Here is a 15,965-nt window from a genome sequence, read left to right as displayed (position 1 = left end):
TGCAATAAGACTTTAGGAGAATTGAAAGAAAAAGATGTACTTCGCCCCCTCAAAGCCTTTCTCAGTTGCAATAAGACTTTAGGAGAATTGAAAGTAAGCTCGTTTTCTAACAGCTCCCTAACCGTTATTCGTTGCAATAAGACTTTAGGAGAATTGAAAGCCAGCTAAAGCAAGAACTCGCTGAGCTGAGGAAGCAGGTTGCAATAAGACTTTAGGAGAATTGAAAGACAATCAGGTTAAACGTATCCGTAATCCCCATTTTCAGTTGCAATAAGACTTTAGGAGAATTGAAAGGTCCTGTGGTTGCCCTGCCGCGATGTGGAATGTCGCCAGTTGCAATAAGACTTTAGGAGAATTGAAAGGCAAGAAGAAAGAAAACACGAAAAACGGGAGGGAGGCGGTTGCAATAAGACTTTAGGAGAATTGAAAGATGTATCACAGTGGGGACGTAGTTTATCACGAGCGACTGTTGCAATAAGACTTTAGGAGAATTGAAAGGAACGTGGTAAAGAGGTAACATTAGCTTACGACAAGTTGCAATAAGACTTTAGGAGAATTGAAAGTAAGACCCACGCCCGAGCTGTGCGTTCCCGTTGAAGTTGCAATAAGACTTTAGGAGAATTGAAAGGATGAGTTAAGCGAGAAGGAGAAAGTTGCCTTTGAGCTGTTGCAATAAGACTTTAGGAGAATTGAAAGCTTCACGAACGTGGGCGAGCCTGTTCGCGTTAAGGCCGTTGCAATAAGACTTTAGGAGAATTGAAAGGAAAACGTCTTGGAAGAGTCCAGAATCGAAAACGTTGCAATAAGACTTTAGGAGAATTGAAAGGATGATATGGATACGTTCTACTTTGATGGTGAAAAGGGTTGCAATAAGACTTTAGGAGAATTAGAATTGAAAGGTGGTGTCGTAGCGGACGGCCTTGGCGGTCAACTTAAGAACTCCCTTCATACCATCTAATGATGTGAGCATTCCTTCAGGTCTTCCTTGAAAAAGAGCGTTGGCCTCAAAAGCCTCCTGAAAGAAGCCCTCCAAGGAAGACGAACCAGGAGAGTATGAAGACGGCCCCCACGAGCTCCGGGATTGCAAGCCCCCGGAAGAGCCGGAGTTTGACTATTAATAACATTGACAACAGCGTAACCAAGGACATGGCGCTCCACAGGTAGCCGAGGCCGAGCCCTCTCCCCCCCAGCCTGAAGCCAACGATAGCTATGTCCGCCAGAGCAAGGAGGTAAAAGAGAACCGCTGAGGGGGCATGATAGGGCAACTCCTCGGGAAAGACCCCCACTAGGAAGAGGAAGACCAGAGCGAGGGGCATGAGGTAGCTCAAACCGTTCCTGAAGGCTGCATAAGCAGGGATAAACGCCAGAACCGCGAAGCCCATGAGGAAGCCGTTGAAGTACCACCTAGTCGGATTCCTCAGGGAGCCCATATCGCTGAAGGCATTGTTCTGGAGGGAGAACCAGGGGTTATGGACGATGATAAAGGTTAGGGACAGGAAAAAGACCAGCGGGAGCGAGACAGCTATGTACGGTGCGACCCTGAGCAAGTTCATTTCCTCAGCACCCCCTCCTTCCTAGCTCCTCCCCGAATATGGCTTTATAAATCTTCTTGAACTCCTCCCAGGAGCCCCTTATGACCGGGTGCTTCGGGATGAAGGGTACCTCGTCCTCGGGAAGCGTTGAAAGCTCGAAGGTGCCGATTTTCTTTGCTATGGCCACTATCTCCTCCTTGTCGAGGCCTATCAGCGGGCGGTATACAGGCAGGTCGCTCGCCTGGCTGACGATGTACATGTTCTCAAGGGTTTGGCTGGCGACCTGGCCGAGGGAGTCCCCCATCACTATGCCCTTGGCACCGAAGTCCCTAGCTATCCTGTCGGCGTTCCTCACCATCATGAACTTGCAGAAGACACAGGTGTACTTCTCCTTCTTCATCTCCCTGAGCTTTTCTATGATCCTCTCACGCTCCTTCGGATTTACCACTATCAGCTCGCCCTTTCCGCCGTAGTGGTATTTTTTCAGCCGGTTCCATATTTTCCTGACCTTCTCAAGGGTCTTCTCGCCCATGTAGATGTGAACAGGAATCACCTCGACGCCACGCTTCATCATGAGGAAAGCCGCAACTGGCGAGTCTATACCCCCGCTCAGCAAAGCCACGACCTTGCCCTGCGTCCCTATCGGCAGGCCACCCCAGGCTCTAACCTTGTCCACAAAGACGTATGCTTTGCCCTCCATGAGCTCGACGCCGACCTCTATATCGTAGTCGTAAAGGTCAACCTCGCCCTCCTCGTTCTCAAGGATGTACTCACCGACCTTCGCCTGGATTTCCGGGCTCTTGAGGGGAAACTCCTTGGTTATTCTGCGCGCGGTGACCCTGAACTTGGGTCTCTCAAGGCCAAGCTCACGCTTCTTCCTCCTGAAGAGCTTCAGCGCCGTTCTGTTTATCTTCTCCAGCTCGGCATCGACCTCCATCGCCGGCGAGAGCGAGACTATGCCGAAGACCCTCTGGAGAACTTCAACAGCTTCCCTAGCACTGTTCGTCCGTACGAGAACCCTGCCGTGCTTTGCCTCGACCTTCTTGAAGTCAACCCCCTCGATCACCAGGGCCTCGCGGATGTTGTTCATGAGTATGTTCTCGAACCATCTCCTAGTCTGCCTCGACTTTGTCCCTATCTCGCCGTATCTAACGACTGCAACGTTCATCTTTCATCCCACCGGGCCCATCGGGTAAGGCAACTTGACAACTATCTCCACGTACTTCTGAATGAGGGTGTAGAGAACGAGCGACATCAGGTAGGAGGATAGGAGTATCAGCTCGTTCATCTCAAAGATGTGCCGGGCGAGCTCCTTGGCCCTTGGTGTCGCATCTACTATGGCCTTCATGTAGCGTGCCTTCCACTTCTGGTTCACCACGAGGAATGAAACGAGGAAGAGAACCCCAATTAGGCCCCACACCTTCCCAAAGGCAAGCATAAGGAAGAGGGTCGTGGCCATTAAGAGCCATCCACCTATGAGACCGAGCACTATTACGAACTCTATCATCTTCCTCCCAAACCCATTCCTCGCGAGGGCATAAAAACGTTTAGACTGACCTCACCACATCTGCCGGGCCCTTTCTCCTCTTTCTCGGCCTCACCTCTTTCCTCGGGTGGCCCACGGGGATGACGCCGACCAGGTAATAGTTCTCGTCGAGGCCGGCAAGCTCCCTGACCCTCTCCTCTATACCCCTGAAGTTGGTGACTCCGATGTAAACCGCCCCGAGGCCGAGCTCAACGGCCTTCAGCATGAGGTTCTCTATTGCCATCGAGGCGCTCTCCAAGCTCCATATGAACTCAAGCTCGTCGAACTCCTTCCCCTCGAGGAAGCGGACGCGCCTGTCTATGAAGACCGCTATGTAAACCGGTGCCAGATACATGCCGTTCTCGTAGAGTCTCTTCCTCAGCTTCTCCATCTTGTCCTCGGGCAGGTTGACGGCTCGGTAGTATTCGAGCATTCCTTCAGCTATGAGGTCGTAGAGTTTCTTTCTGGCATCATCGCTCCTGAAGACGATGAAGAGCCAGTTTTCGAGATCGCTCGCGGTCGGGGCCCTTATGGCACTCTCCAAGAGCTTGAGAATGACATCTTCGCCAACGGACTTATCCTCGAAGTACCTAACAGAGGTTCTCCGTGCTATGACCTCATCCAGCTCCATGCTACCACCGGATTGAGTTCTCAAGGGGGTTAATCACCTTTTCCAAAACCAAAGGTTTAATAGAGCCCGCGAGTAGTCCCAACGGTGGAATTATGTACGGATGGAGAGGAAGGCTCGGCCTTATAGTCCCCTCCTCAAACACAACAATGGAGATGGAGCTGCACACGTACCTGCCCCACGGCGTTTCCCTCCACACCGCCCGCATCCCTCTTAAGAACGTCAACGAGAACGAGCTGATAGAGATGAACGCGCTGGCGGTCGAGGCTGCAAAGCTCCTAAAAGATGCTGGCGTCGAGCAGATACTCTACGGATGCACCAGTGGCTCTTTCATAGGCGGGAAGGACTACGAGAAGGAGCTTGAGGCAAAAATCGAGGATGAGGTTAACGTCCCGGTGGTGAGCACGAGCACCGCCGTTGTTGAGGCCCTCAAGATACTCGACGCCCAGTCGGTTCTTGTGATAACCCCCTACACCGACGAGATAAACCAGCGGGAGAAGGAGTTCCTTGAGGCAAACGAGTTTGAGGTTCTCGACATAAGGGGTCTCGGAATAGAAGACAACATTCAGATAGGGAAGCTTGAGCCCTACGAGGCCTACCACCTCGCGAAGGCCAGCTTTATTGAGGAAGCCGACGTGATTTTCATAAGCTGCACTAACCTGAGAACCTTCGAGATAATTGATCCTCTCGAGGAAGACCTCGGCGTCCCGGTCGTTACGAGCAACCAGGCCTCGCTCTGGCTTTCTCTAAGGGAAATGGACATCATGGAGAAAATCCCTGAACTGGGCAGGCTCTTCACCGAGTACTGATTTTCTTTTTGCCGAAACTCTTTTAAGAACGCCCCCTTCACTATTCCCAGTTACTCACTTATGGTGATATACATGATCGAGCTCCTCGACGAGGCGAGAAGGCTTTCCATGTTCACTGCCTACAACACGAACGTTGACGCGATAGTATACCTCAAGGGAGAGACAGTTCAGAGACTGATAGACGAGTTCGGAGCCGAGGCGGTAAAGAAGAGAATGGATGAGTACCCGAGGGAAATAAACGAGCCACTGGACTTCGTTGCTAGGCTCGTGCATGCCCTCAAGACGGGAAAGCCAATGGCCGTCCCCCTTGTCAACGAGGAGCTTCAGGCCTGGTTCGACTCAAACTTTAAGTACGACGTCGAGAGGATGGGGGGACAGGCAGGGATAATAGCAAACCTCCTGGCAAACCTAGACTTCAGCAGGGTGGTAGTCTACACCCCCCACCTGGCCAAGCGTCAGGCGGAACTGTTCGTGCCAAAGGCCAACCTCTTTTATCCAGTAATTGAAAACGGTAAGCTGGTTCTCAGGCACCCGCGAGAGGCCTACCGCGAGAGCGACCCGGTGAAGGTCAACAGGATATTCGAATTTCGCGCCGGGACGAGCTTTAAGCTCGGGGACGAGACGGTAACGGTTCCCTTCTCTGGGAGGTTCATAGTATCGGCGAGGTTCGAGAGCATAAGGATATACACCGAGGAGGAGCTCAAGCCCTTCCTCCCCGAGATAGGTCTTATGAGCGACGGGGCAATACTGTCGGGCTATCAGGGGATAAAGCTCCGCTATTCCGACGGAAAGGACGCCAACCATTACCTGAGGGAAGCCAAAAAGGACATCCTACTCCTCAAGCGCGAAAAGGACTTAAAGGTTCACCTGGAGTTCGCTTCTATACAGAGCAGGGAGCTGAGGAAGAAGGTCATCTACAACCTCTTCCCACTCGTTGACAGCGTCGGCATGGACGAGTCCGAGATAGCCTACGTCCTCAACGCTCTTGGCTACCCGGGGCTCGCAGAGAGGATTTTCACCTATAACAGGATAGAAGACACCGTGCTGGGAGGCAAGATACTTATCGACGAGATGAACCTTGAAGTTCTCCAGATACACACCATATACTACATCATGTACATCGCCCACGCCGACAATCCTCTGAGCGAGGAGGAACTGAGGAGCAGTCTGGAGCTCGCCACGACTTTAGCTGCGGCGAGGGCTTCCCTCGGTGAAATCCGCTCCCCGGAGGACTTCAAGGTGGGCCTCAACGTCCCCTACAACGAGCGCGGTGAATACGTCAAGCTGCGCTTTGAAGAAGCCAAGAGAAGGCTCAGAACCAGGGAGTACAAGATGATGATAATCCCGACGAGGCTCGTCAAGAACCCCGTCTCGACCGTCGGCCTCGGGGATACAATCTCAGCCGGGGCCTTTACGAGCTACCTTGCTCTGCTTAAGAGAAAGGGCGCACTTTGATTCTTCTTAGGATGCCAAAATGGAAAATTCTCAAACATTAAGCGCCACATAAGGCTCTTTTATGAGCGTGAGCTTCGGAGGTTCGGAAAAGCAACGGTGGGTAAACCTACTCAATCAGCCCTTCCATCAGCCTCGCCTTCTCCTGGGCCTTCCTCAGGTGCTCAACGGTGACCTTCGTGTATATCTGCGTCGTGGAGAGGTTTGAATGGCCCAAAAGCTCCTGAATGGCCCTTATGTCAACCCCCCTTTCAAGCATGTGGGTAGCGAAGCTGTGCCGAAGCCTGTGAGGGGTCACCTCAACACCCGCCCTCCCGCCGTACTTCTTCAGCAGATGCCACACGGTCTTCGGCGAGAGCCTGTCCTTTCTCTTCCTCCTGTCCTCGACTATGAGGTACTCACTTTCATCTTCCCTGCTTTCGAGGTAGTCTCTGATGGCATCGCTCAGGAAGGCAGGAATCGGGACTACCCTGTCCTTCGCCCCCTTTCCCCCGCACACGGCTATGATGTTTCTCTTAAGGTCAACGTCAGCCCTCTTCAGGTTGCAGAGCTCGCTAACGCGCAAACCCGCTCCATAAAGAAGGAGGACGATGAGCCTGTCCCTCTTCCTTGTCGGGGGAATAACTGAGAGAAGCCTCTTAACTTCTTCCCTTGTCAGGGCCTTCGGCAAACTCCTCGGAACCTTGGGGGGCTTTAGCTTTTCTGCCTCGTCCTCAGCCCCCTCGAAGCGGAAGTAAGCCCTTAAAGCCTGAACCACGAGGTTTAGACTTCTGCTGGAGTAGCCCTCCCTCCTAAGCCTGGCCAGAAATCGGAGGGCGGAGCGCGCGTTTAGTGTTCCTCCCCACTCAAAGTATCGCCTGACGTAGTAGGAGTACATCCTAACCGTGTTAGGACTCTTGCCCTCAAGGTCTAGATAGGTCTCGAACTCCTCAACGGTTTCAGAGCTCGTCGAGGTTCACCTCTGCGTTCTCTATGACCTCGGGCTTTTCCGGTTCTTCTCCAGCTCCTTGGTTCGCCTCTTCGACCTTCTCCTCAAGGCTTTCCCTTATGGAGAGGCTCAGGTAGACCGTCTTCATGAGCTCCTCTATCAGCTCGTAGTCCTCGGCGAAGACATAGCCCTGCCCGACAATGACCCTTCCAGCCAGGCCAAGCTTTTCAACGGCTGTGCCGAATATACTCTCGTCGGGAAGAGGCTCAGCCGGGAAGAGGTTGCTCCACGCCTCTTCGAGCTTCACCGGTTGTATTTTCTTTTCAAGGAGCTCCTTCAAAGCCTCGTTCTCGCTCTTGAGTGCTTCACTCTCCCCCATGAGCTCTTCGTATTTCCTCTTCAGCTCATCATGCTCCTTGTAGAGGGTCTCATACTGACCGGCCAGCTCGTCGTACCTGCCCTTGATGTCGAGTAACTGCTTTCTCAGCTCCATGTATTCGGGCAGAACCTGGAGGCTCTTCAGGCCGGCTCTCACGAGGGTGTTCCTGAGCTCCTTCCTGACCAGTTCCACATCAACGTGCTCAAGGTCGTGGCCGAGGGGGAGCTTCATCCTCTCTATGTGCCCGACCATCTGACCCAGCTCGTTGAAGAGCCTCTCTGCGAGCTCCCTACCGACCCTGTCGGCGTCGGTGGCTATTATGAGCAGATCAGCGCCGGCCGCGGCGCTCTTGGCTATCTCAATGTTCGTTGTCGGGATTATCGAGGAAATCGTGATGTTGTATTCACTCCCAAGTGCAAGCCCCTGAAGGGCCCTGCTGACGACCTCAACGTCGCTCGCGCCCTCGACCAGAATCCTGACGTCAACTATTGTCATATCCATCACCAGAAGGAGTTCTCCCGAGCAGTTTTAAAACTTCTCTTAGACCTCGACCTCAAGCTCGGGCCTCTCGAGGACAACACCTCTTCCAGGAAGCAGGGAGATGCTCAGGGCATGGATTTCGACACCGACCTCTTTAGCCTTCCCCAAAAGCCTCGCTATCTCGGGGTCACCCTTGGCGTAGGGCTTGAACTTCTCGACACCGGGCATAGCCCCAATGAAGAATATCATCGCCCTTTTGCCGGCCTTCCTCAGGTTTATCAGCTCCTTTATGTGCTTCTGTCCCCTCGTTGACGGGCAGTCGGGATACATCGCGTACTCACCTCGCTTTCCTCCTCTCAAAACCGCGCTCTTCATCTCGGCGTAGATTTCTCCACTTGGACAGTCGAAGAGGTAATCGAGGCGCGATTTTCCAGAAATTACCTCCTTCCGCTTTATCCGGCAGTTCTTCAGCCAAGGAATTAATTCCAGCTCAGCGGCCATCTCGAAGGCCTTAGCCTGGGTTCTCGTGTCTATTACCGCCCCCCGTCCATTAAAGTCTTCAAAGGCAACCAGAATGAAGTCAGTCTTTCCACCGCTCTTTGGAACGCAGAAGGCCTTTCTTCCGGGAACCATGAATTCCTCTAGCCTTCCTGTGTTCGTGACAAGGGCTTTTCTGATTTCCCCGTTTACATCAACTAGGGCCACGAAGCGGTTGGGCCTCTCGATGAATGTGCATGGGACGGTCTCCAGCTTCAGGAGGACTGATTTTCCCATGGTTGATATTAGACCGAAAGGTGTTTTTAACCTTAGGGCAATCTTAAGCGGTGGTCCGATGATGCCCGAGGAGTTCATCCGCTACGCCTTTGAGGAGAGGGTTTCTGGAATAAAAAAGCTCGCGGAGGGGAAGTTTGGATCGGATGCGCTGATAGGATTTACCAGGCACAACGCCGCGATAATAACCTGCGGAAAAGCTGGAGCAAACGGCTCGATAAAGGGAATCGGCTTTATCCACCGTGAGGAGTTCCTCCATGAGACCATCGAGAAGCTGAGAGAAGAGCTCAAGAGACGCTACAACCCGAGGAAGGCTTTGGAGTTCCTCCTGGACGAGATCTACGTACGTGAAAAGATAGACTTCACGAAGTTCGTCTCCCTTGAGCTAGCCAAAAAGCACACGTGGAGGAACATCACCTCAGGAAGCAGAGAAGCAACGATACTCTTCTTCACGCCACCGAGCACTTCCTACGAGGTCCGCTGTGAGGTCGAGGTGCACGAGGGTGACGAGATCTGGGAATACACCAACGCCGTCCACGACGTCTTCCACAGACCGGAGAAGCCGAGGGACTGGGGTAGAACCCCCGCCTATCTCTTCAAAATCCGCGAGATCTACGACAACGGCGAGAGGGCCATGGGGGTGAGGATCTACCCGTAAGCAAAGTTTTTATCCAGTTGCTGGATAAAGGAAAAATCAGGTTTAGATCGCCCCTTTGCAGGGGGCTATCTCCTCGTGGTGAGGGGCTTTAGGTGGGACTGTCTGATCGTTGAGAAACTGGTCTCGCTTTTGGAAAAACCTTAAATATATTTCAACCCACATTCAGACGGAGATCTAAACGGAGGCGGTAGCCATGGTGGATTTTGAACTGCTCAAGAAAATTGTCGAGGCTCCAGGTGTTTCCGGATACGAGTTTTTGGGAGTAAGGGACGTCGTGATAGAGGCCTTCAAGCCCTACGTGGACGAGATAAAGGTGGACAAGCTCGGCAACGTCATGGCCCACAGAAAGGGCTCCGGGCCGAAGGTAATGCTCGCGGCGCACATGGATCAGATAGGTCTCATGGTGACGCACATCGAGAAGAACGGCTTTTTGAGGATCGCTCCCGTTGGTGGCGTTGACCCGAGGACTCTGATAGCCCAGCGCTTCAAGGTCTGGGTGGACCATGGGAAGTTCATCTACGGCGTCGGTGGCTCGGTTCCGCCCCACATCCAGAAGCCCGAGGACAGGAAGAAGGCACCGACCTGGGAGCAGGTGTTCATTGACATCGGGGCGGAGAGCAGGGAAGAGGCCGAGGAGATGGGGGTTAAGATAGGCACGATAATCACCTGGGATGGTCGCCTAGAGAGGCTCGGAAAGCACCGCTTAGTCAGCATAGCCTTCGACGACAGGATAGCGGTCTACACCCTCGTCAAGGCCGCGCAGGAGCTTGAGAAGAGCGACGCGGACATATACTTCGTTTCAACGGTTCAGGAAGAGGTCGGACTTAGGGGGGCGAGGGTTTCGGCATTCGGGATCGACCCTGACTACGGCTTCGCCATCGATGTAACAATAGCGGCAGACGTCCCCGGAACGCCGGAGCACAAGCACGTCACCGAGCTCGGAAAGGGGACTGCGATAAAGATAATGGACCGCTCGATAATCTGCCACCCGACGATAGTGAAGTGGATGGAGGAGCTGGCAAAGAAATACGAGATACCCTACCAGTGGGACATTCTCCTCGGCGGTGGAACCGACGCCGGGGCCATACACCTAACGAAGAGCGGTGTGCCGACCGGAGCGATAAGTGTTCCAGCACGCTACATCCACTCGAACACCGAGGTTGTTGACGGGAGGGACGTTGACGCCGGAGTCAAGCTGATGGTAAAGGTGCTTGAGCACATCGGAGAGCTTGAGCTCTGACATTTTTCTTTCGAAAGCCTCGCCCTTCGGGCAGGAAGGAGGTCATCCTACCTTAAATTTTTAAACACCCCGAACCAACATCCCCAGTGGCGCACAAGGGTGTTCATAGATGGAATCAAGAACCCTCGAATTCCCGTTCTCCGCTGACTGGGAAGCCGTGCAGTGGGTGACCTCAAAACCGGTCGAGCTCTTTCGCTCCCTCCCCTTCGAGGGAGAGGTCACCAGAGAGAGACCGCTCAGGGCGAGAATTTTTCTAAGGAAGCGGTTTCTCAGGTTCGACTTCGAGGGCTCGCTGGAAGTGACCTTTGCGGACTCGACGGCGACCTACGTGATGAAAGGCCTCAAGGGCCTTCTCATACTCTCCCTCTCAGTTGGAGACAACAGGCTTGTCTCAAGAGCGTCCGCCGACATGGTCGAGCGCTTTCTCGGGAGGAAGCTCTCCGAACTCGCGAGGAACTTCGGGCTGGCCGTGTGCAGATTCGCGGAGAGCTATCAAAGGATAAGGGGAGTCCTCCTTCCCCTCGGCAGGAGGAAATTCTACGTGAGAAACCTGACTGGGGAGGAGCTGCCCCACCTTGTAAGACACCTGCGCTTCTCAACCGGTCTTAGAAGCTTTGAGGTTATTGGGGAGGGGGAAAGGGGAAGGTTCGTCCTCAGGGTTAAGGACGACTCCGTTGAGAACGTTGAGCACCACAACTCCTCTGGAAGCGCCATAGTGGAGGTCGACAAGCCCCTCCTAGATGTCAGCGAAGAGGACTTCGCAGGGCTTGAAATAAGTGGAGAGCACAGGGTCACCCTTCACGGGCTCTAGCTCCCCCTCCCTGATCCTTCTCAAGCCTCCAGAACTCATAGGCCAGAAACACAGAGGCCATGGCCAGACCGCCGAGGACAAAAGGCCATTTGGCCGGGAGGGGAAGACCCCTGTGCCACCTGTGGAGGAGGTAGTTCTGGTAAAGGAACAGGTACCCGAGCCACCATATTAAAAGGGCCTCGATGACGTACTCGATTACCTTCCAGTCCTTCTCCTTCATTTCAACCACGGGAAAGGTTAAAAGAGAGGCGTTAAAACCCTTTCCCATGAATGAACCCAGTTTAGACTACTTCCCCTACGAACCGAGGGAGCATCAGCTTGAGTTCATCGAGCTGGTTAGAGAGTCAGCGGAGAGAGGGGAGAACGCCATAATCGAGGCCCCGACTGGCTTTGGAAAGACGATAGGCGTTCTGGCCGGGGTTCTTCCTATAGCTAAGGAGCTTGGTCTCAAGGTTCTCTACCTCGCAAGGACGCACAGGCAGATGGATAGGGTTATAGAGGAGCTGAAGGCGATAAACGCGAAAAGCCCAGTCTCAGGGGTCGAACTGAGAAGCAGGAAGGAGCTCTGCCTCCACAACTACCTGAAGGAATACACGAGCGATGCATACACGGCCATGGTAGTCTGCAAGAATCTGAAGAAGCTCAGGAAGTGTCCCTTCTACGAGAACGAAAAAAAGAAAAAGGCTGAGTTTGACGAATTGGTTCGGTTCTTCCTCCAGGAGCCAAGCCACCCGGCCGAGATACTGAGCTACGCTGAAACACTCGAACTCTGCCCATACGACCTGACGAGGAAGATAGCGGAAAAGGCTGACGTCATAGTGGCAAGCTACCTCTACGCCCTCAGTCCGAGCATCAGGGAGAGCCTGATAAACTCGCTGGGCATTGACTACTCCGACCTGATAGTGGTCTTCGACGAGGCCCACAATTTACCCGACCAGGCAATCTCGGCCTTAAGCGACAGGCTGAGCATAAACGCCGTGAACAGGGCCATTAAGGAAGCTGAAGAGTACAACGAGCATGAGATAGCGAACTTCCTCAGTATATTCGGCAGGGGCCTTGAGCTACTCTACCGGGAGAAGCTAGCCGAGAGGGAAACCGATGAGGTCCCAATAGCGCCGGAAGAGGCCTTCTCCCACGTCATCGAGATTCTCAGCTTAACGCCAAGATGGCTCGTCAAGACCCTGAACGAGATGGTCGCGGTCGGCGATTCCATAAGAGAGGATAGGATAGAAAAGGGGAAGCCACCCCGCTCCTACGTCGGCAGAACCGGCGAGTTTCTGCTCCTCTGGTTTTCCCTCATTGGCAGGGACGACTACCTCTTCCTCCTGACGAGAGAGAGAGGACTGAGCCTCGAACTAGTCGCCCTCGACCCCTCGAAGGCCCTCACATTCCTTAGGGAGACTCACTCGGCAATCTTCACCTCGGGAACTCTCACCCCGCTTGAGGCCTTCCGCGATGTGATGGGCATAGAGAAGGTCCGCCTCAAGAAGTTCCCGAGGATGGTGAAGAGGGAAAACGCGCAGGTTTTGGTTGCCAAGGACGTCTCGACGAGGGGCGATGAGCGCTCTCTGGCACTCTACCGGAAGATGACGGATTACATAGTCGAAGCGGTTAAGCTGATCCCGAAGAATGTTGGCGTCTTTACTGCCTCCTACGAGGTTCTCCAGGGACTGCTCTCGGCAAACCTGAAGGTTCGCATTGAGGAAACTGGAAAGGCCGTGTTCGTCGAGAAGCAGGGAGCATCCTCCCGGGAAAACGACCTCCTCGTTGCCCAGTTCAAGGCCCATGCGAAAGCCAGTGGAGCCGTCCTCCTCGGGGTCATGGGCGGGAGGAATAGTGAGGGACAGGACTACAGCGGTAACGAGATGAACGGGGTAATCCTCGTCGGGATACCCTACGCAAGGCCAACTCCAAGGGTTCAGGCCCAGGTAAGGTACTTTGAGAAGAAGTTCCCGGGGAAGGGGCGCTACTACGGCTATTACCTGCCAGCCCACAGGAAGCTCGTTCAGGCAGCCGGACGGGTCCACCGCTCGGCCGAGGAGAGGGGGAGCATAGTTATCCTCGACTACCGCGTCCTCTGGAGGAGCATAAGAAAGGACATGCCCGACTGGATGGTCGAGACTATGAAGGCCGTTGATCTGGCCAAGATGAGGCTGTATCTTAGGCGTTTCTGGGCCGAAAGATTTAAAAATGAGCCCAGGGAGGTATAGGTCGAGCGCTCGGGCAGTGCCGGGGTAGCTTAGCCTGGTCAGAGCGCTCGGCTCATAGGGCCGCTTCCCTTCGGGGGAGCCTGAGAAACCGAGAGGTCCGGGGTTCAAAGCCCCGCCCCGGCACCACAGAAACTTTTGCCAAGCAAAACCAAAGTCCGTAGCTCTTTTTGAAAAGCTGAGATGAAACTCGATAAACGGCCTGGGTCCTTTGAGTTAACACGTGGGCTTAACCCTTTGGTAGTTGTCAAATGTTCTCCTTTTCGAAGTCCTTATAATCCACCTCTCGAAAATCCTTCGAGGTGATTCTGATGGAGGCAGCAGGCGGTTACTGGGGCAGAATTCTCAGGGTGAACCTTACTACTGGGGAAGCTAAGATGGAGCCCCTCCCGGAGCACTTTCCGAGGAAATACCTCGGCGGCGTTGGCTTTGGAACGAGGGCTCTCTACGACGAGGTTCCAGCCAAGGCCGACCCGCTTGGAGAGGAGAACAAGATGATAGTAACCCCTGGCCTGTTCGTCGACACCGGCATAGGAACGGGCTCAAAGACAGCTTTCAACTTCAAGAGCCCGCTCACAGGTGGCTACGGCAGGTCCATGGCCGGTGCCGAACTGGGCGTCCAGCTCAAGAGGGCCGGCTACGACATGCTCATCATCGAGGGCAGGAGCGAGGAGCCAGTTCTCCTCGTTATAAATGACGATAAAGTTAGGATTGTCCCGGCCGATCCCTACTGGGGCCTCACCACCGGCGAAGCGAGGAGCAGGGCAAAGGAGGAGTATCCGGGCTACGCGACGGCCTTCATAGGGCCGGCTGGGGAGAGGCTCAGCCTCATCTCGATCATCGAGACCGACGACAGGCAGGCTGCTAGGGGTGGCCCTGGAGCTGTCCTCGGGAGCAAGAAGCTTAAGGGTATCCTCGTGAAGGGGAGCAAGAGAATTCCCATAGCTAACCCGAAGAAGCTCCGCGAGCTCATAAAGAAGTGGGCACTGGTCTTCAAGGATCACCCCGCCACAAAGGCCGACATGGGCTACGGAAGCGGCGAGTTCCTCGACTGGATGAACAGGGAGAGGGGAACTTTCCCGGTCAGAAACTGGCAGATGGGCTTCTTCAAGAAGGCCTATGAGAGGGCCAAGGAGGAAGGGAGGGAGCACATCTACATAGACCCCTACTACTGGGCCCCGAAGTACAGGAAGGGAAGGAGGGCATGCCCCGGATGTAACAAGCCCTGCAGCCAGTACGTCCACGTCGAGAGCAAGAAGTGGGGCACCTTCGAGGTTGACGGTCCGGAGTACGAGACGCTATACTCCTTCGGTGGCGTCCTTGAGATCGACGACTTCGAGACGGTAGCTTATCTCAACTACCTCGCCGACCAGCTCGGCCTCGACAGCATCTCCGCCGGCGTCACGATAGCGTGGGCGATGGAGGCTTACGAGCGTGGCCTTCTCACCAAGGAGGAAGCGGATGGCCTTGAACTGACCTTCGGCAACGGTGAGGCCGCTGTTGAAGCCCTCAGGAAGATGGCCTACCGCGAGGGCAACCTCGGGAAGCTCTTAGCGGATGGCGTCAGGAGGGCCAGCGAGCGCTTGGGTAGGGGAAGCGAGAAGTTCGCAATGCATGTCAAGGGCATGGAGCCACCTGCTTACGACGTTAGGGGAATCAAGGGGATGGCCTTGGCATTTGCCGTCAGCGTCCGCGGTGCGGATCACCTCACTGCCGGAGCCTACGGAACCGAGCTCGTCGGCAGGTGGTGGAAGTTCGACAACATCGACAGGACGAAGGGCGAGAACAAGGGCTTCGAGATAGCAATCCACGAGAACCTCATGGCGGTTTACGACGCCACCGGCACGTGCAAGTTCTCAAGGCACATGTACTACCTTGAGGGCTTCCCGGAGCTCATCGAAGCCGTAACAGGAATGCACATGGGCAACGCTGAGGTAATAACCGCCGGCGAGAGGATAATGAACGTCGCGAGGGCCTTCAACGTCCGCGAGGGCTTCAGCAGGAAGGACGACACCCTCCCGTACAGAATCATGTGGGAGCCGATCCCGGAGGGCGTTAGCAAAGGTTTGCACGTCCCGCCGTGGGAGCTTGACAGGATGCTCGACGAGTACTACCAGGCCCGCGGATGGAGCAGGGATGGAATCCCGACAAAGGCTAAGCTCGTGGCCCTCGATCTCCCCGACATAGCGGAGGACATCGGGACCGGAATCTGAGACCCTCTTTCCCTTCTCTCTTCTTGGGTGGTCGGAATGGATGAGAGGCCCAAGGCCTGCAAGAACTGTCTCTGGTTAGGGTCCATTGACTTGTGCCTCCCTGGGTACGGACTATGCAGGAAGCACATGAAAACCGTCCGCATGAACTCCGTTTGTGACGGCTGGGAGCCGTTATGGAAGGAGAGATAGCGCATCCCTCCAGTCAAAGACTTCCGCGTTTTCGGATTTTCCTCGGGAGTAGGCCTTTATCGGGTACTATGAGGAGGTTAACCTCCGTCCCGTCCTCTTCAAACTTGTCCTCCACCTTCCGAACGTCCCGCTCCCTGATTTTG

At 54.4% G+C, this 15,965-nt stretch carries 14 protein-coding genes, 1 tRNA gene, 1 pseudogene and 1 CRISPR repeat array; of the genes and pseudogenes, 8 read left to right on the top strand and 8 right to left on the bottom strand.

The features are described 5' to 3' along the window. Position 1: 1 nt before the first annotated feature. Positions 2-899: direct repeats of the CRISPR family, unit length 27 nt; unit sequence GCAATAAGACTTTAGGAGAATTGAAAG. 105 nt (positions 900-1,004) lie between these two features. Genes MVD07_RS09530 through MVD07_RS09515 form a run of 4 tightly spaced genes read right to left on the bottom strand, consistent with a single transcriptional unit; the run spans position 1,005 to position 3,688 of the window. After that, the gene (locus MVD07_RS09530) at positions 1,005-1,553 is read right to left on the bottom strand and encodes a DUF998 domain-containing protein (protein ID WP_297501358.1); all 549 of its coding nucleotides are present in this window, start codon (positions 1,551-1,553) and stop codon (positions 1,005-1,007) included. 4 nt (positions 1,554-1,557) lie between these two features. Next, a complete protein-coding gene (gene thiI / locus MVD07_RS09525) occupies positions 1,558-2,700 on the bottom strand; it encodes a tRNA uracil 4-sulfurtransferase ThiI (protein ID WP_297501356.1) in 1,143 nt (380 codons plus the stop codon). 3 nt (positions 2,701-2,703) lie between these two features. Then, positions 2,704-3,039, bottom strand: a complete 336-nt coding sequence (locus MVD07_RS09520) for a hypothetical protein (protein ID WP_297501353.1) — start codon at positions 3,037-3,039, stop codon at positions 2,704-2,706. Positions 3,040-3,079: 40 nt separating this feature from the next. Next, positions 3,080-3,688, bottom strand: a complete 609-nt coding sequence (locus MVD07_RS09515) for a nitroreductase family protein (protein ID WP_297501350.1) — start codon at positions 3,686-3,688, stop codon at positions 3,080-3,082. Between the two features lie 92 nt (positions 3,689-3,780). On the opposite strand from MVD07_RS09515, the gene MVD07_RS09510 reads away from it, so the two are divergent. Both MVD07_RS09510 and pfkC read left to right on the top strand, forming a co-directional pair. Then, the gene (locus MVD07_RS09510) at positions 3,781-4,494 is read left to right on the top strand and encodes an aspartate/glutamate racemase family protein (RefSeq protein ID WP_297501348.1); all 714 of its coding nucleotides are present in this window, start codon (positions 3,781-3,783) and stop codon (positions 4,492-4,494) included. 72 nt (positions 4,495-4,566) lie between these two features. Continuing rightward, positions 4,567-5,949, top strand: coding sequence for an ADP-specific phosphofructokinase (gene pfkC / locus MVD07_RS09505; RefSeq protein ID WP_297501370.1), 1,383 nt, complete (start codon positions 4,567-4,569; stop codon positions 5,947-5,949). A gap of 106 nt (positions 5,950-6,055) precedes the next feature. Here pfkC and xerA read toward each other — a convergent pair. The 3 genes and pseudogenes from xerA to sfsA all read right to left on the bottom strand — a co-directional run. Continuing rightward, positions 6,056-6,880: pseudogene (gene xerA, locus MVD07_RS09500) on the bottom strand (site-specific tyrosine recombinase/integron integrase); the annotation flags it as partial. A 4-nt stretch (positions 6,881-6,884) separates the two neighbouring features. Further along, a complete protein-coding gene (locus tag MVD07_RS09495; protein WP_297501367.1) occupies positions 6,885-7,748 on the bottom strand; it encodes a toprim domain-containing protein in 864 nt (287 codons plus the stop codon). A 45-nt stretch (positions 7,749-7,793) separates the two neighbouring features. Then, positions 7,794-8,507, bottom strand: a complete 714-nt coding sequence (gene sfsA / locus MVD07_RS09490; RefSeq protein WP_297501345.1) for a DNA/RNA nuclease SfsA — start codon at positions 8,505-8,507, stop codon at positions 7,794-7,796. A gap of 58 nt (positions 8,508-8,565) precedes the next feature. Here sfsA and MVD07_RS09485 point away from each other — a divergent pair, with 58 nt between their 5' ends. From MVD07_RS09485 to MVD07_RS09475, 3 genes are all read left to right on the top strand, one after another. Further along, complete coding sequence (locus tag MVD07_RS09485; RefSeq protein ID WP_297501342.1) at positions 8,566-9,162, top strand: hypothetical protein; 597 nt, start codon at positions 8,566-8,568, stop codon at positions 9,160-9,162. A gap of 193 nt (positions 9,163-9,355) precedes the next feature. Continuing rightward, a complete protein-coding gene (locus MVD07_RS09480; RefSeq protein WP_297501339.1) occupies positions 9,356-10,402 on the top strand; it encodes a M42 family metallopeptidase in 1,047 nt (348 codons plus the stop codon). Positions 10,403-10,511: 109 nt separating this feature from the next. Continuing rightward, complete coding sequence (locus tag MVD07_RS09475) at positions 10,512-11,213, top strand: hypothetical protein (protein ID WP_297501336.1); 702 nt, start codon at positions 10,512-10,514, stop codon at positions 11,211-11,213. On the opposite strand, the gene MVD07_RS09470 is transcribed toward MVD07_RS09475, so the two are convergent. Continuing rightward, on the bottom strand, positions 11,194-11,433 hold the full coding sequence (locus tag MVD07_RS09470) for a hypothetical protein (protein WP_297501364.1): 240 nt from the start codon (positions 11,431-11,433) through the stop codon (positions 11,194-11,196). The genes MVD07_RS09475 and MVD07_RS09470 overlap by 20 nt on opposite strands. 46 nt (positions 11,434-11,479) lie before the next feature. Between MVD07_RS09470 and MVD07_RS09465 the strand changes: the two genes are divergently transcribed. The 3 genes from MVD07_RS09465 (at position 11,480) to MVD07_RS09455 (ending at position 15,633) form a co-directional block, all read left to right on the top strand. After that, complete coding sequence (locus MVD07_RS09465) at positions 11,480-13,423, top strand: helicase C-terminal domain-containing protein (RefSeq protein WP_297501333.1); 1,944 nt, start codon at positions 11,480-11,482, stop codon at positions 13,421-13,423. Between the two features lie 18 nt (positions 13,424-13,441). Then, positions 13,442-13,549 (top strand) — tRNA-Met (locus MVD07_RS09460). A 182-nt stretch (positions 13,550-13,731) separates the two neighbouring features. Then, positions 13,732-15,633, top strand: a complete 1,902-nt coding sequence (locus MVD07_RS09455; protein ID WP_297501361.1) for an aldehyde ferredoxin oxidoreductase family protein — start codon at positions 13,732-13,734, stop codon at positions 15,631-15,633. Positions 15,634-15,965 lie beyond the last annotated feature (332 nt).

The sequence above is a fragment of the Thermococcus sp. genome, from assembly GCF_027008145.1.
In the GTDB taxonomy this organism is placed as follows: Archaea; Methanobacteriota_B; Thermococci; order Thermococcales; family Thermococcaceae; genus Thermococcus.
The sequence above is the reverse complement of the archived record's forward strand: the minus strand, read 5'-3'. Positions and strand labels throughout refer to the sequence as shown.

Coding starts and splice junctions, on each gene's coding strand:
- MVD07_RS09520 (WP_297501353.1), bottom strand. CDS start 3,039: ATGATAGAGTTCGTAATAGTGCTCGGTCTCATAGGTGGATGGCTCTTA.
- MVD07_RS09475 (WP_297501336.1), top strand. CDS start 10,512: ATGGAATCAAGAACCCTCGAATTCCCGTTCTCCGCTGACTGGGAAGCC.
- MVD07_RS09465 (WP_297501333.1), top strand. CDS start 11,480: ATGAATGAACCCAGTTTAGACTACTTCCCCTACGAACCGAGGGAGCAT.
- MVD07_RS09510 (WP_297501348.1), top strand. CDS start 3,781: ATGTACGGATGGAGAGGAAGGCTCGGCCTTATAGTCCCCTCCTCAAAC.
- MVD07_RS09455 (WP_297501361.1), top strand. CDS start 13,732: ATGGAGGCAGCAGGCGGTTACTGGGGCAGAATTCTCAGGGTGAACCTT.
- MVD07_RS09480 (WP_297501339.1), top strand. CDS start 9,356: ATGGTGGATTTTGAACTGCTCAAGAAAATTGTCGAGGCTCCAGGTGTT.
- MVD07_RS09485 (WP_297501342.1), top strand. CDS start 8,566: ATGATGCCCGAGGAGTTCATCCGCTACGCCTTTGAGGAGAGGGTTTCT.
- MVD07_RS09470 (WP_297501364.1), bottom strand. CDS start 11,433: ATGAAGGAGAAGGACTGGAAGGTAATCGAGTACGTCATCGAGGCCCTT.
- MVD07_RS09515 (WP_297501350.1), bottom strand. CDS start 3,688: ATGGAGCTGGATGAGGTCATAGCACGGAGAACCTCTGTTAGGTACTTC.
- thiI (WP_297501356.1), bottom strand. CDS start 2,700: ATGAACGTTGCAGTCGTTAGATACGGCGAGATAGGGACAAAGTCGAGG.
- MVD07_RS09530 (WP_297501358.1), bottom strand. CDS start 1,553: ATGAACTTGCTCAGGGTCGCACCGTACATAGCTGTCTCGCTCCCGCTG.
- sfsA (WP_297501345.1), bottom strand. CDS start 8,507: ATGGGAAAATCAGTCCTCCTGAAGCTGGAGACCGTCCCATGCACATTC.
- pfkC (WP_297501370.1), top strand. CDS start 4,567: ATGATCGAGCTCCTCGACGAGGCGAGAAGGCTTTCCATGTTCACTGCC.
- MVD07_RS09495 (WP_297501367.1), bottom strand. CDS start 7,748: ATGACAATAGTTGACGTCAGGATTCTGGTCGAGGGCGCGAGCGACGTT.